This is a genomic window from Cellulosimicrobium cellulans (assembly GCF_007679345.1).
GTDB lineage: Bacteria > Actinomycetota > Actinomycetes > Actinomycetales > Cellulomonadaceae > Cellulomonas > Cellulomonas cellulans_A.
On the sequence record NZ_VEGH01000001.1, the window covers coordinates 300,388 to 315,066 of the forward strand.

Consider the following 14,679-nt stretch of genomic DNA (forward strand, 5'->3'; position numbering starts at 1 on the left):
GGCGAACCGCGCAGGAGCCGCTGCACCGCACTCGCACCGCAGGCACCAGGCACCGCAGGCACCGCATGCCGGAGGCTTCCCCTCCGCTCGACGGGACGACCCGTCCGCCCAGCACACCGCCAGAGCACCGCGCGCCGCGGGGGTAGGCCGTGTTCATCTTCATCCTCCAGGTCCGGCACACCGTCACCGACCAGCACGAGATCTACCTGTTCGCCGTCTTCTCAGCCCTGGTGTGGGCGCTGTGGCTGATCAAGGTCGTGCTGTCCCGTCGCTACCGGCCCTGGACCGCCCCTCACCACGAGACGACCAGCGTCGTGGTGCCCGTGGTCGACGAGCCGCTCGACCTGTTCCGGGACGTGCTCCGCCGCGTCGTCGAGCAGCAGCCGGACGAGGTGGTCGTCGTCATCAACGGGGCACCGAACCCCGGTCTGGAGCGGGTCTGCGACGAGTTCGCCCCGCTCGTGCGCCGAGAGCACACCCCGGTGCCCGGCAAGCGGAACGCGGTCCGGATCGGGGTCGAGGCCTCCCGGCACGACGTGGTCGTCCTGCTCGACTCCGACACGGTCTGGACCCCCGGCACGCTGGCCGAGCTCGTCAAGCCGTTCGCCGACCCCCGGGTCGGCGGGGTCACCACCCGGCAGCGCATCCTCGACCCGGCCCGGTCCTGGATCACCCGGTGGGCCGACTGGCTGGAGAACACCCGCTCGCTGTACGCGATGCCGGCGCAGTCGGTGCTCGGCACCGTCGGCTGCCTGCCCGGGCGCACGATCGCGTTCCGGCGGCACGTGCTGGTCCGGTCCATGCCCGCGTTCCTCGCCCAGCGGTTCCTCGGCGTGTTCCTGGAGGTCAGCGACGACCGCACCCTGACCAACCTCACCCTGAAGCAGGGGTACCGGACGGCGTACCAGCACACCAGCCTCGTCTACACCGACGCCCCGCTCCGGGTCGGGAAGCTGTTCCGGCAGCAGCTCCGCTGGGCGCGGGGCTCGCAGTACAACACCCTGCGGATGCTGCCCTGGATGGCGCGGCACGCCCCGCTGCTCGCCGTGTTCTTCACCGCCGACATCCTGCTGCCGTTCCTGCTGCTCGGGACCATCGCCGGCTGGGTGTACCGCGCGTCGACCGGGACCGGGGTCAACCTGTACGAGGCGATGCTCGAGACGTACGGTGCCCAGCGCGGCTGGTACGCCGTGATCGCGCTGATGCTCGCGTCCTCGGTGCTGTCCATGACCGTCCGGCAGATCCGGCACCTGCAGGAGGTGCCCGGCGACGTGCTCCGGCTGCCGGTGTACATCGTCGTGTCGACGCTGTTCCTCATGCCGGTGCGGCTGCTCGGGTTCCTGCGGATGGCGCACGTGTCCGGCTGGGGGACGCGCGCCGGCGCGTACGCGGGGGACGACGCGGACCGGGCGACGGCCGGCGCGGACGCGCCGGGACCCGGGGCGGGGGCGGTGCCGGTGCCCGCGCTGGTGTCGGTGGCCGCGCGGGACGGTGCGGCCGCGGACCAGTGGCCCGCCCACCTCTCCCTCGCCTCCGCCCCCGTGCCGGCGGTGCCGGCCGGACCCGCCGCGACCGCACCCGCACCCGCCGTCGCCCCGGCCCGGGGCGGGACGCGCGCCGCGACGCCGCCCGCCACGCGGCGCCGCCCCAACCCACTCGCGGCCGTGCCGTACCTGGTCGCCGCCGTCCTGCTCGCCTCGGAGGCCCTCCTCTATGTCTGAGCCGTCCGCCCCCACCCTGACCGGCGCCCCGTGGTGGCTGCCGGGCACCCGCGGCATGACCGTCCGCGCCCGCGCCGCCACCGCCGCGGTGGTCGTCGCGCTCGTGACCCTGACCGTCCTGGTGTGGACGTCGCCCACCGGGCTGCCCGACGGCGGCGACCGGGACGGGCCCTCCGCCGCGGAGCTGCGGCTCCGCGCGGAGAACGACGCGCTGCAGGGCCGGCTCGCGGCGGCCGAGGCCGAGGGAGACGCGCTGCGCGGGGTCGTCGGGCGCGAGCAGACAGCCCGGCGGAACGGTCAGGCGGCGGCCGCGCAGGCGCAGGCGGAGCGCGAGGCCCAGCGGCAGGCCGAGGAGCGGGAGCGGGCTGCGGAGTCGGCCGGGTCCGGGGCGGGCACCGGGTCGGGGTCCGGGTCGGGGTCCGGGTCCGGATCGGGCTCCGGCGGGCGCTCGGGCGGCTCCGGCTCCGGGCGCCCGGGCGGGTCCGCGGGCGCGGCCGGGGCCGGCGCCGTCACGGCCGGCGGCACGGGCGCCGTCGCCGCGCCGCCCGCACCGGGCCGCCCCGCGCAGGGCCCGCCGACCGGGGGACCCGCGACACCGGCGCCGGAGCCCGCGCCCACCGCGCCCTCCCGGGCCGCGCTGCTCGACCCGGCGCAGCGGTACTACGGCATGTACACCGAGCAGGCGCCGTTCAGCTGGTCCACGTTCGACGCCGCCGCGGTCAAGGTCGGGCGGACGCCGAACATGGTCGGGTACTTCAGCGGCTGGGACCAGGGGTACCGCGCGAACGCCGTCACCCGGGCGTGGCAGCGCGGCATGCTGCCCCTGCTCACCTGGGAGTCGCGCCCGATCGAGGCCAAGAACGGCGTCACCGACGAGCCCGCCTACGCGCTGCCGCGCATCATCGAGGGCGACTGGGACGCCTACCTCACCCGGTTCGCCCAGGACGTCGTCCGCACCGGCCTGCCGGTCGCCATCCGGTTCGACCACGAGATGAACGGCTCCTGGTACCCGTGGGCCGAGCAGAACGCCGGCGGCCGGTCGGTCAACGGCAACGGCCGGGGCGACTTCGCCGACATGTGGCGGCACGTGCACGACGTCTTCGAGGCGAACGGCGCCAACCGGCACGTCATCTGGGTGTGGGCACCGAACATCATCAACAACCTGGGCGGCCCGCTCGCGCGGTTCAGCTACCCGGCGAGCCTCTACCCCGGCGACGCCTACGTGGACTGGGTCGGCGTGTCCGGCTACCAGCGGCCACCGATCCGCGCCGGCAACGACTCGACGTTCGCGTACACCTACGACCGCACCCTCGACCAGCTCCGCGAGATCACGGACAAGAAGATCCTGTTCGCCGAGGTCGGGGCGTCCGAGATCGGCGGCACCAAACCGGCCTGGCTGCGCTCGTTCTTCGGCGGCTTCGACCCGGGGCGCAACGACGACGTCATCGGGTTCTCCTGGTTCAACCTGGCCGTCACCACCTACGTCGGCGGCGAGCTCGCGACCAACGACTGGCGCGTCGACTCGCGGCCGAACAGCCTGGCGGCGTTCCGGGACGGCATCGCCGACCCGGCGCGGCGGTTCGGGGGGGCGGTGCTGCCGACCGCGCCCCCGGCCGCGGGGAGCACCGCACCGGGGTCGTCCGGGGTCGCCGGTCCGCCCAGCCCCGCGCCCACCGCGCCGGGGGCGGCCCCTCCGGGGAGCGCCGACGCCGGCACGCGGAGCGCGCCCCCGGCGCCGGGGTCCACCCCCGCACCGGGCACGGCACCCGCGCCGTCCGGGCCCGCGCCGTCCGGGTCCACCGCGGGGGGCTCCTCGGCGACGCCCACACCGCCGCCCTCCCCCGCCGAGGGCGCGGCACCGGACCCGGTCGAGGTCGCCCCGGTGCCCTCCCCGACCCCGTAGCCGGGGGTCTGGTCGGTGTCGGCGGCCAGTGGTCTGATGGTCCGGTGGCGGGCCGACCGGGTCGCGCCGGAGTCGACGGACGGGGACCACGATGACCACGCGCGACACCGCCTGGCCCGACGGCACGCCCTGCTGGGTCGAGCTCGCCGTCCCGGACCTGGAGCTCGGCCGGCAGTTCTACGGCCACCTGCTCGGCTGGGAGTGGGAGATCGGCACCGAGGAGACCGGGTTCTACTCCGAGGCGCTCGTCGGCGGCCGGCGCGCGGCCGCGCTCAGCGGGTACGTGCCCGAGGGCGCCGAGCCGCAGTGGCTCACGTTCCTCGCGACGTCGGACGTCCGCGTGCGGACCGAGGCGGCGGTCGCGGCGGGGGCCCGCGCGCTCGCCGCCCCGATGGACGTCATGGACTTCGGCGCGATGGCCGTCCTCGAGGACCCGGTCGGCGCGCGGTTCGCGCTCTGGCAGGCGGGCACGTCCCTCGGCGCGGAGGCCGTCGACGAGCACGGCGCGCTCGCGTGGACCGAGCAGATGTCCGCCGAGCCGGCGGCGGCCCGCGCGTTCTACACCGGGCTGTTCGGGTACGCGCTGGACGACATCAGCGGACCCGGGTTCGACTACACCACGCTGCTGCTCGACGGCCGGCCGGTCGGCGGGATCGGCGGCGGCGACCGGCCGGAGTGGGCGGTCTACCTGCGGGTGGCCGACACGGACGCGATCACGGCGGCGGCGCCCCGGCTCGGCGGGTCGGTGCACCTCGCGCCGGAGGACACGCCGTACGGGCGGATCGCGGGGATCACCGGGCCGTTCGGCGAGCGGTTCTGGGTGATGGCGGACACCGGGACGGAGGCGCACGGCTGACCCGGGCGCGCGGTGGGCACGTGCATGCGGCGCGGTGCGGGCACGCGGTGAGCGTGCCCGCACCGCGTGAGCGTCGTCCCCGCGCGACTACCCTCGACGCCGTGCCCGCCCCGGACCTCCCCGCTCCTCCGCCCGCCGGCGAGCCGCGCCCGGGCGACGCCTTCCAGCACCCCTCCCAGACGGCCGGCGAGCCGGTCCGCACCTTCCACCCCCGCAAGGCCACGCTCGGCGCCCGCCGGGCCGATGCGCTGGAGCGGCTGTGGCCGCGGTTCGGCGTCTCCGTGCACGACCCCGCGCTCGGCCTGCCCCCCACCGGGCCCGACGGCGCGCTCGACGCGGTCGCGCTGTTCGGCCGGTCGGCGCCGCTCGTCCTGGAGATCGGGTCGGGCATGGGCGACACCACCGCCGCCATGGCGGCCGCCGACCCGGCCCGCGACTACCTCGCCGTCGAGGTGCACCTGCCCGGCGTCGCCAACCTGCTGGCCCTGGCCGAGGAGCGCGGCCTCACGAACGTCCGGGTGGCGCACGGCGACGCGCTCGACCTGGTGCGCCGGCTGATCGCGCCCGACTCGCTCGCCGCGGTGCACGTCTACTTCCCGGACCCGTGGCCGAAGGCCCGGCACCACAAGCGGCGGATCATCGCGCCCGACCACGTCGCGCTCCTGCGCAGCCGGCTGCGGGTGGGCGGGGTCCTGCACTGCGCCACCGACTGGGAGCCGTACGCCGAGCGGATGGTCGAGGTCGTCGCGGCGGACCCCGGGCTGTCGAACCCCTACGACGGCTACGCGCCGCGCCCGGCGCACCGGCCGCTGACGAAGTTCGAGCGCCGGGGCCTGGCGGCCGGCCGCGCGTCCCGCGACGTCATCGCGACCCGCACCGCCTGACCCCGCGCGCTCGGCAGCACGGATCAACCCCTCGGCGCTACGACCGCTGACAACGTTCCTGGCGCCACCACCCAAGTGGGGCTACCGCGACACCGTGTCCGCGCGGTACGAAGTCGAGCATGCCTCTCGATGGCGGCCAACCCGTACTCACGCTGTCCTACTACCCGAGCACCGCACTCACCGACGCCGTGATCTCTTTGGCCGACGCAAACAAGGGGACTCTCGGTCTGATGCCCGCCGGCGCGATCCGAAGTCTCGCCGAGCGCGGCGACGTGCTGACAGCTGTCGATGGGCAGGGTGCCCTCGCGGGCTACGCCCTGTTCTCCGTCGCATACGGTCGAGTCCGGCTCATCCACCTATGCGTTGCGCCCCACACACGGGGCCGCGGCGTGGCTCAGCTTCTCGTACGGCGACTTGCCGACGATCATCGCGATCTCGCGGGCATCCTCGTGAAATGCCGGCGGGACTACGTGGCGGCCACTGGGCTGTGGAAGTCCCTAGATTTCCGGCCCCGATCGGAAGTTCCAGGGCGTGGCCGCGATGGTGCGACTCTGCTCGTCTGGTGGTTGTCCAACAATCTTCCCGATCTGTTCACTCTCGGCGAGGAACCGCTGACGACGCCGATCGCAATCGATCACAACGTGTTCAAGGACTTGACTGTCGACCGCGATCGCGAGGGGGCAGAGCAGTCTCAGTCGCTTGAGGCGGACTGGCTGCGGGACCAGATCACTCTCAAGGTCACCACCGAGTCCTTCCGGGAGGCCGCAGACGATCCCGATCCAACGCGACGGACGCGGCACATGAAAGCGCTCGCCGGCTTCGAGGCACTCGACTACCCGCCGAGCGCATACGAACGCGCCAAGCGAAGCTGGGAAGGAGCCGTCGGTTCCATACCCGCCAAAGACAGGAGCGACTGTAACCACATCATCAGCGCTGCGGCCGGGGGCGTGACAATCCTCGTGACTCGGGACGATGCGCTCATCAAGACCTACGGGCCCCTCGCGACCGACGTCTTTGGAATGCATCTGCTCCACCCACAGGAGGTAATCGTCCACCTCGACGAGCTCGCCGACGCCAGCCGCTACCAACCTGACAATCTCCGCGGCACCGGCTTCCAGGTCGCGCTGCTCCGGGGCGGGGCGGAGGGGCAGGTCGGTTCGCTCCTCGACAACGCGGGAGGGGAGCGTCGGACGGCCTTCAATCGACGACTCCACGACGTCGCAGCCGATACCGCCTCGACGAGGTGGTGGGTCCATGACCCTCTGGGAGCGCCGGTGGCCACTTGGGCGAGCGCGCCTCGGGCACGGGACGGCGCTCTTGAGGTTCCCCTTCTGCGTTCTGCACCTTCCACGGCGGGCGTGACGGTGAGCAAGTTGATCGCATTCCAGCTCCGCCAAGACGCGCTGGCGCACCGTCTGAACAGGATTCGCATCAGTGACCCGCATCTCGCTCGCCACGTACGGTCCGATCTGCTGAGCGACGGTTACCGCCAGATCCAGGAAACCATGGAGGCTGCCGTCCTCGACGTGCGCTCGCGCGCCGAGGCGGTCGCTGCGATGAGCGGGGATGCCGCGCTCAACGCTCACGTGCGCGACGCCGTGACCGAAGCAACCTCTCCCGAGCGGACCTTGGCGCTCGAACGGGCGCTCTGGCCCGCGAAATTGCTAGACAGTGATCTGCCGTCCTACTTGATCCCGATCCAGCCGGTGTGGGCACGACAGCTTTTTGGTTTGACGGACACGCTCTGGGTGGAGACGGGATTGCTCACCTTGAGTCGTGAGCACGTCTACTACCGGACTCCTGGGCGTTCACCCAGGGCCCCAGCACGCATCGCTTGGTACGCGTCTGACACCGGGAAGCGTGGGATCGGTGCCGTTGTCGCCGTATCGCACCTCGTTGAGGTCGACGCCGCCCACCCCGAGCAGCTGTACGCCCGCTACCGACGCCTCGGTGTCTACGGTCGCGAGAACATCTTGTCTGTCGCCCGTGACGGCACCGCGACCGCACTGCGTTTCGTTGACACCGAGACTCTACGTCACCCAGTCCTTTACGACCGGCTCTGGACCTTGCCTGGAGCGCAGGCGGAAACAACCCTGCAATCACCACTCGAGATATCGGCCCGCTTCTTCGGCTCGATCTACGACGCGGGTACCCGACGTAGATCTATCGAGGGATAAGCGTCAACGCCTCCCGAAGCGACGCATCGGCCTCACTCGTTCCGTGACTCGGGTTCAACCGGAGGTAGGCAAAACTCTGCGGCGCGGCGAGACCAGGATCCAGTTCCCTCAGCGCGAGAGGGCGTGCGAGACGCCTGGCGTCGCTGACGATGATGCCAACCGCCGAACGCTTGCCGTGGTAGTACTCCCTGTACGCGGCTCGCGGAATCCCGGCGTGCTGCTTGTGGCGCTCCCACAGTGCAGTCGGGCTTGCGATCTCCTGCCCCGCGACCTCGAACGCTCCGATCACCCGGCCGACCGGCACTGTCGCGTAGATCAGCACCGTCGTCACGTCGCCGGCCAGTGGCCGCTTCCGGAACTCCACGCCCTTGCGACCGTCGAGGATCGCCTCCGCGAAGCCGGATCGGATGGACATCACAGCGACGCGACCAACGTCGGGAAGCACCACGCTCGCCCGCCCTCCTCCGTCTGCGTCCGTGCTAGACGCTCGTCTGCCCATCTTGCACCACGCCGCCGACGAGCAGGCGCACCAGCCGCTCTGGGTTGTCCCACCGCTTGCCACCGGTCGAGCCGCCCTGCGTCAGCCCCGCCTCAGGTCGTCGATGCGGAGCACCCGGTCGGCGGTGCGGACCGCGCCCGGCCGGTGCGCGATCACCAGCACCGTCCGCCCCCGCGCCGCCTCGGCCAGCGCGTCCTGGATCTCCGCCTCGGTCGCGACGTCGAGCTGGCTCGTCGCCTCGTCGAGCACCAGCACCGGGGCGTCCAGCAGCAGCGCCCGCGCGATCGCGACCCGCTGCCGCTGCCCGCCGGACAGCCGCTCCCCCATCTCGCCGACCCGGGTCTGGTAGCCGTCCGACATCGCCACGATCGCGTCGTGCAGCGCGGCCCGCCGGCAGGCCGCCTCGAGCTCGGCGTCGGTCGCCTCGGGTGCCGCGAGGCGCAGGTTGGCGGCGAGCGTGTCGTTGAACAGGTACGTGCTCTGACCCACGACGGCGACGTGCCGGCGCAGGTCCTCCAGCGACACGTCCCGGACGTCGACGCCGCCGAGCAGCACCCGCCCGGCGTCCGGGTCCCAGGCGCGCGTCAGCAGGTTGACCAGCGTCGACTTCCCGGAGCCCGACGACCCGACGACGGCCGTGGTGCTGCCGGCGGGGACGTGCAGGTCGAGCCCCGTCAGCACCGGCCGGCGCTCGACGGACCGCAGCGCGGCCGCGGCCGGGTCGTCCGGGTCGAGGTCCGGGGCCGGGTAGGTGAACCCGACGCCCTCGAACCGGACGTCGAGCGGGCCGTCCGGCAGCCGCACCGGGTCGGCGGGCGAGGTCGTGGCGGGCGCGGCGTCGGTGATCCGCCAGATCCGGCGGGCGGCGGCGAACGCCTGCTCCAGGTCGGGTGCGACGTCCTCGACGGCGAGCACCGGGGTGAACACCGCCAGGGCGAGCACGACGGCCACGGCGTACGCGGGCCAGTCGAGGGCGCCGGAGCCGACGCGCGCCGCGCCGACCAGCGCGACGGTCACGACCGCGCCGACCATGAGCACGGAGTTCGCGGCCCGGCGGCGCGCGGTCCAGGTCGCGAGCCCCGCGAGCCCGGCGTCGACGTCCGCCGCGACGGCCCGGGCCTCGGCGCGGCGGCGGCCCGCGGCACCGAACGCCAGCACCTCGCGGACGCCCTGCAGCGACTCCGTCACCAGCTGGGCGAGCCGGCCGCGCGCGGCGCGGACCCGGGTCGCGGCGACGGCGCTGGGCGTGCGGCCCCAGCCGGGCACGACCGCCCCCACCAGCACGAGGAACGGCAGCAGCACGAGCGCGAGCACCGGGTCGTACCCGGCAGCCAGCACGACCAGCACCACGACCGGGACGACCACCGCGCTCACCGCCGGCACCAGGGTGTGCGCGAAGAACACCTCGACGCGGTCGACGTCCTTGGTCGCGCGGTTGACCAGGTCGCCGGTGCGCCGGGACAGCACGCCCGCCGGTGCCTGCGGGGCGAGCCGGTCGTAGAAGTCGACGCGGAGCATCGCCAGGGCCCGGAACGCGACGGCGTGCCCGGTGAACTGCTCGAGGTAGCGCAGCACCCCCTTGACCAGCGACAGCACGACCAGGGTCCAGACGACCGGCGCGATGGGGGCCGCCGGGTCCTCCGCGACGCGGGCGACGCCCCACGCGGAGACGCCGAGCAGGGCGATGCCGAGCAGCTGGCCGAGCACCCGGCAGACCAGCGACGCGGCGAGCGGCGGCAGCACGGGGCGGCCGAACCGGACGAGGCGCCGGGAGATCGCCGCGCGGCTCAGCGGGACGTCGGCGGGCGGGGCGCCGGCAGCCGGGGCGTCGGCGGCGGGCGTGGCGTGCGTGGCGGCGCTCACGGGCGGGCCTCCTGCTCGGTGAGCGGGCCCGCGGCGACGCCGGACAGGTCCAGCGCGCGGGCGTAGTACGAGTCGATGCCGCCGAGCCGGTCCGGCGGACCCTGCTCGACGATGCGGCCCTCGGCGAGCACCAGCACCTCGTCGGCGCCGCGGACCGTGCTCAGCCGGTGCGCGACCACGACGACGGTGCGACCCTCGCCGGCCCGGTCGAGCGCCTCCACCAGCGCGGCCTCGGAGGCCGCGTCGACCTGGCTGGTCGGCTCGTCGAGCAGCAGCACGGGCGCGTCCTTCAGCAGCGCGCGGGCGACCGCCAGCCGCTGCGCCTGCCCACCGGACAGCGACAGCCCGCGCTCGCCGACCCGGGTGGCCAGCCGGTCGGGGAAGCCGCGGACGTCGTCGGCGAGGTTCGCCTCGGCGAGCGCGTGCCACAGCCGGTCGTCGTCGGCGTCGGGCGCGGCCAGGCGCAGGTTGTCCGCCAGCGTGCCGGTGAACAGGTAGGTCGTCTGGGCGACCACGGCGGTCTGCGCGCGCACCCAGTCGACGGGGACGGCGGTGGCGTCGTGGCCGCCGACCCGGACGGCGCCGCTCGCCGGGCGCAGGTGCGCCTGGATCAGCGCGGCGACGGTGCTCTTGCCCGAGCCGGACGGGCCGATGAGCGCGACCCGCCCGCCCCGGGGCACGGTGAACGACACGTCGTCGAGCACCGGGCGGCCGCCCGGGTACGCGAACGAGACGCGGTCGAGGGCGACGGCCTCGGGCCGGGCCTCCGCGTCGGCAGGCGCGTCGCCCTCGGCCGTGCCGCGTGGATTCACGTGGAACGTGCTGGTCACAGGGGTGCGCACGCCCGGGGCGTCGCCCGCGGTCGCGGGCTGCGCGAGCACCGCGTCGATCTCGCGGACCGCCGCGCGCCCGCCCATGCCGACGTAGAAGAACTGCCCCACGCGGTCGAGCGGCTCGAGCAGCACGGTCGACACCAGGACCACGGCGACCGCCTGGCCCGGCGTGATGGCCCCGTCCCGGAGCCGCGCCATCGCGAGGCCGGCCGCCGCGGCGACCATCGCCAGGGAGAACGAGGCGTCGATGACGAGCAGCACGACCTGGTTGCCCGCGAGCAGCCGCATGACCATCCGGCGCAGCTGCTCGGCGCTCCGGGCGAGCTCCGCGCCCTTGGCGCCGGCGCGGTTGAACGCGGTCGAGGTGGGCAGGCCCTGGATCGCGTCCAGGAACTGCGCGGCGAACCGCCGGGCGGTCATCCGGTACTGCACGGACACGCTGCGGAACAGCTTCTGGAACCCGTTGACCAGCAGCGGGATCGCCGGCAGCGCGAGCGCGAGCCAGCCGGCCACCACCCAGTCGACGGTCGCGCCGAGCGCGACCAGCGCGATCACGGGGACGGTCATCGAGGCGATGATCGGGAACTTGAAGGTGACCTCGTAGGAGGCGGCCCGCTCGACGCCGTCCGTGGCGGTCGACACGAACCGGCCGGAGCGCTCCTGGGTCCGGAACGCGACGCCGAGCCGGAACATCTGGTCCAGCAGCACGTCGCGGCGCTCGACCTCGCGGCGGCCCACCGCGCCCAGGCTCAGCCGCGGGCCCGCGAAGGCGGCGGCGGCCAGGGCGACGACGCCGACGACGATCGCGACCAGCGCGCCCCCGGGGACGCCGGCGCCGGTGCGGGCGCCGTCGAGGACCGCGCCGAGCGCCAGGTAGACGGCGGTGGTGCCGGCCGCGACCACCCAGGTGAGCACGGCGGGCAGCAGGCTGGTGCGGCGGGACAGCGGGGGCGTCGGGACCTGCGGCGGGCCTAGGGGCGCGCCGCCGGGGCGGCCGGGGTGGCCGGGGTGGCTCCCGCCGGGGTGGCCGGGGTGGCCGGCGCCGGGGTGGGCGGCCGGCCGGCCTCCGGGTCGTGCGGTGGCACCGGCCGGGCGGCCGGGGTGCTGGGCGGTCATGCGGGTCCTCGGATCACGGAGCAGAAGGGGCGCGCCGGACACGGTGCCACGCGGTCGCCCTCCGCGCGACACCGTGCCGGGCACGGGGGTCCGGACCGGCGCGACCCGCGGGTCGCGCCGGTCCGTCGATCAGGCCGCGGCCGCGGCGGTCCGCTGCCGGCGACGGTACGCCGCCGCGGTGAGCAGCGCCCCGAACAGCAGCAGCGCGACGGCGTAGCCGACCGCGTCCCCGGGCTCGGCGCCCGTGGTGGCCAGGCTGCCGGATGCGGCGTCGCACTCGACCTCCGCGCCGAGCGGCAGCGTGAACGACACCGGGTCGAGCGCCGCGCCCGCGGTGTAGAACCCCTGGAACACGGTCGCACCGGCCTGGGTCAGCGTCGCCGGCACGCCGGACCACGCCACCTGCGCGGCGCCCGAGGAGGCCGAGCCGGCGGACAGGTCCAGGGTGGCGATCGCCACGCGGGACGAGCCGGACGGGCTCGCGACGGTCATCGTCAGCGTCGCCGACGAGGCGCTCGTGACGCGGACCGTCGGGTTCGAGAACGTCAGGTCCAGCTGACCGGCGTGCCCGGTGAACTGCACGCCGCCCGACCAGGACGTGGCGCCGACGGCGCCCGCGGTGTTGTAGCGCCCGGTCCCGCCGGACCAGGTCCACGGGCCGGAGCCCGCGACGCCGGACGCGCTGATCGAGCCGTTCGCGACCGGGCCGGTCACGTAGCCGCGGAACGAGTCCCGCACGCCCCAGGTGAGCGACGCCCCGGACACGGCCCGGGCCACGCAGGTCGGCGCCGCCGCCTGCACGGTGATCGGGAACTCGAGCGTCTGACCCGCGCCGACCAGCACGAGCGTGTGCCTGCCCGCCGGCGTGGACGCCGGGATGGTGACCGTCGCCGCGACCGTCCCCGACGCGTCGGCGGTGAGCGTGGCCAGCAGGACCGGGTCGGAGTGCAGCTCGAGGCGGATGCCGCCCTCACCCGCCCCGAACCCGTTCGCCGTGAGGGTGAGCTCGCCACCGGCGACGACCGCGCCCGCGGCGTTCAGCCCCTGGAGCTCGCGCACCGGCGCCGGCTCGGCGTCGCCGCCGCCGGGCAGGGTCGGCGTCGTCGGGACCGTCGGCGTGGTCGGGACCGTGGGGGTGCCGCAGCCGGTCGCAGCGCCGAGCGGCAGGGTGAACGACACGGGGTCCAGCGCGGCACCGGCCGGGTAGAACCCGGCGAACGCCGTGCTGCCCGCCGCGGTCAGCGTCGCGGGGACGCCGGACCAGGCGACCTGCGCGGCGGTGGACGCCGCGGTGCCGCCCGACAGGTCGAGCGTGGCGACCTCGACGCGCGTCGCGGGCGCCGTGCCCGAGGACACCGCCATCAGCAGGGAGGCCGTGGTGGCGCCGGTGACCCGCACCTCGGGGCTGGCGAACGTCAGGTCGAGCGCGCCGTCGTGGCCGGTGAACCGGACGCCGCCGGACCACGCGGCGGTCGCCAGGCCGGCCGCGTCGACCTGCCCGGCGCCCGAGGACCACGTCCAGGGGCCGGAGCCGGACACGCCGGTGGTGCTGATCGAGCCGTTCGCGATCGGGCTCGTGATGTAGGAGCGGAACGACTCGCGCACGCCCCAGGAGAGGGTCGCGCCGTCGATCGCGACGCACGTCGGGGCGGGGGTGGTGCCGCCGTCACCGGGCGCGGGGGTCTCGCCGCCGCCGGGGGTACCGCCGCCCGGGGTCCCGCCGCCCGGGGTCCCGCCGCCGCCCGCGGCGAAGGTGATCGGGACGGCGCGCTCGTTGCCGGCCTGGGTCGTGCCGCCGGCGCCCGTGGTGAACACCGCGAGCGTGCCGCCCGCGAGGGCCTTCTCGTCCAGCGTCTCCTTGTCGACGGTGACCGTCCAGGTGAAGCCCGCGGTGCCGTCGGCGGCGAGGGTCCACTTCAGGTAGGGCGCCGTCTCGCTGACGCCCTGCACCCAGGCGGAGTAGGCGTTCGTGCGCGCCGCCGAGGCCGCGCCCTCCGACGGGCGCCACGTGCTCGCCAGCCAACCGACCTGCGCGTAGAAGCCGGCCGGCTTGCCCGCGTTCGGGCCGTAGAGCCCGAGCGCGCTGGTGTCGTAGCCGGACCCGGTGATCGTCAGGGTCGCGCCCGCGGGGTCGAGGCCCGTGGTCGGCGACACCGTGAGCGTCGGCTCCGCGGGGGTGCCCGGCTGCTCGGTGCCGGGTTCACCCGTCCCGGGCTCCCCGGTGCCGGGCTCACCCGTGCCGGGCTCCCCGGTCCCCGGCTCGCCCGTCCCGGGCCCGGTCCCCGGCTCCTCCGTCACGGGCTCGGCGAACGCGATCGGCACGGCGAGCTCGTTGCCCGCCTGCACGACGCCCTTGGCGCCGACCGTGAACACCGCGAGCTGACCGCCGTCGATCGCGACCGCGTCCAGGGCGGCCTTCGTGATCGTCTGCGTCCAGGTGAAGTCCGCCAGGCCGTCCTCGCCGATCGTCCACTGCACGTACTCGCCGCCGGTCGGGGTGTCCTCGACCGCGACGCGGTAGGCGTTCGTCCGCGCGGACGCGGCCGCGCCCTCCGACGGGCGCCAGGTGCTCGCGAGCCAGCCGATCTGCGCGTACATCCCGGCCGTCATCGGCCCCTGGGTGAACGCGGGGTCGAAGTCCTGGCCGGTGATCGTGATGGTCGCGCCCTCCGGGTCCAGGCCCGTCGTCGGCGACACGGTCAGCGTCGGCGTCGGCGCGGCGACCGCGGGGGTCGCGACGAGCGCGGATCCCGCCCCTACGACCAGCGCGACCAGCGCGCCGGTGACCGCGCGCCAGGCGCGGGTCCTCGTTCCTCGGTGCATCGTC

The 14,679-nt window shown here is 75.0% G+C and carries 9 protein-coding genes; 5 read left to right on the forward strand and 4 right to left on the reverse strand.

Features of this window, described 5'->3' with window-relative positions:
* The first annotated feature begins 149 nt into the window (after positions 1-149).
* From FS882_RS01435 to FS882_RS01450, 5 genes are all read left to right on the forward strand, one after another.
* Entirely contained in the window at positions 150-1,721 is a 1,572-nt protein-coding gene (locus FS882_RS01435) for a glycosyltransferase (RefSeq protein ID WP_158370039.1), read from the forward strand.
* Complete coding sequence (locus FS882_RS01440; RefSeq protein ID WP_262347992.1) at positions 1,714-3,624, forward strand: glycoside hydrolase family 26 protein; 1,911 nt, start codon at positions 1,714-1,716, stop codon at positions 3,622-3,624. The genes FS882_RS01435 and FS882_RS01440 overlap by 8 nt, the downstream gene beginning before the upstream one ends.
* Before the next feature lie 91 nt (positions 3,625-3,715).
* The gene (locus FS882_RS20765; RefSeq protein WP_187365069.1) at positions 3,716-4,480 is read left to right on the forward strand and encodes a VOC family protein; all 765 of its coding nucleotides are present in this window, start codon (positions 3,716-3,718) and stop codon (positions 4,478-4,480) included.
* A gap of 101 nt (positions 4,481-4,581) precedes the next feature.
* Positions 4,582-5,364: a tRNA (guanosine(46)-N7)-methyltransferase TrmB gene (trmB, locus tag FS882_RS20770; RefSeq protein ID WP_187365070.1), complete on the forward strand. Its 783-nt coding sequence runs from the start codon at positions 4,582-4,584 to the stop codon at positions 5,362-5,364.
* Between the two features lie 119 nt (positions 5,365-5,483).
* A complete protein-coding gene (locus FS882_RS01450) occupies positions 5,484-7,541 on the forward strand; it encodes a GNAT family N-acetyltransferase (protein ID WP_158370042.1) in 2,058 nt (685 codons plus the stop codon).
* Here FS882_RS01450 and FS882_RS01455 read toward each other — a convergent pair.
* The 4 genes from FS882_RS01455 to FS882_RS01470 form a co-directional block, all read right to left on the reverse strand.
* On the reverse strand, positions 7,528-7,989 hold the full coding sequence (locus FS882_RS01455; protein ID WP_187365071.1) for a hypothetical protein: 462 nt from the start codon (positions 7,987-7,989) through the stop codon (positions 7,528-7,530). The two genes, FS882_RS01450 and FS882_RS01455, sit on opposite strands and share 14 nt — an antisense overlap.
* A 132-nt stretch (positions 7,990-8,121) precedes the next feature.
* Positions 8,122-9,903 (reverse strand): thiol reductant ABC exporter subunit CydC, encoded by a 1,782-nt coding sequence (cydC, locus tag FS882_RS01460; protein WP_158370044.1) that lies wholly within the window; start codon positions 9,901-9,903, stop codon positions 8,122-8,124.
* Entirely contained in the window at positions 9,900-11,852 is a 1,953-nt protein-coding gene (locus tag FS882_RS01465; RefSeq protein ID WP_158370046.1) for an ABC transporter ATP-binding protein/permease, read from the reverse strand. Before FS882_RS01465 ends, cydC begins: the two co-directional genes overlap by 4 nt.
* A gap of 129 nt (positions 11,853-11,981) precedes the next feature.
* On the reverse strand, positions 11,982-14,675 hold the full coding sequence (locus tag FS882_RS01470; protein ID WP_187365072.1) for an HtaA domain-containing protein: 2,694 nt from the start codon (positions 14,673-14,675) through the stop codon (positions 11,982-11,984).
* Positions 14,676-14,679: the final 4 nt, after the last annotated feature.

Coding starts and splice junctions, on each gene's coding strand:
- FS882_RS01440 (WP_262347992.1), top strand. CDS start 1,714: ATGTCTGAGCCGTCCGCCCCCACCCTGACCGGCGCCCCGTGGTGGCTG.
- FS882_RS01470 (WP_187365072.1), bottom strand. CDS start 14,675: ATGCACCGAGGAACGAGGACCCGCGCCTGGCGCGCGGTCACCGGCGCG.
- FS882_RS01465 (WP_158370046.1), bottom strand. CDS start 11,852: ATGACCGCCCAGCACCCCGGCCGCCCGGCCGGTGCCACCGCACGACCC.
- FS882_RS20765 (WP_187365069.1), top strand. CDS start 3,716: ATGACCACGCGCGACACCGCCTGGCCCGACGGCACGCCCTGCTGGGTC.
- FS882_RS01450 (WP_158370042.1), top strand. CDS start 5,484: ATGCCTCTCGATGGCGGCCAACCCGTACTCACGCTGTCCTACTACCCG.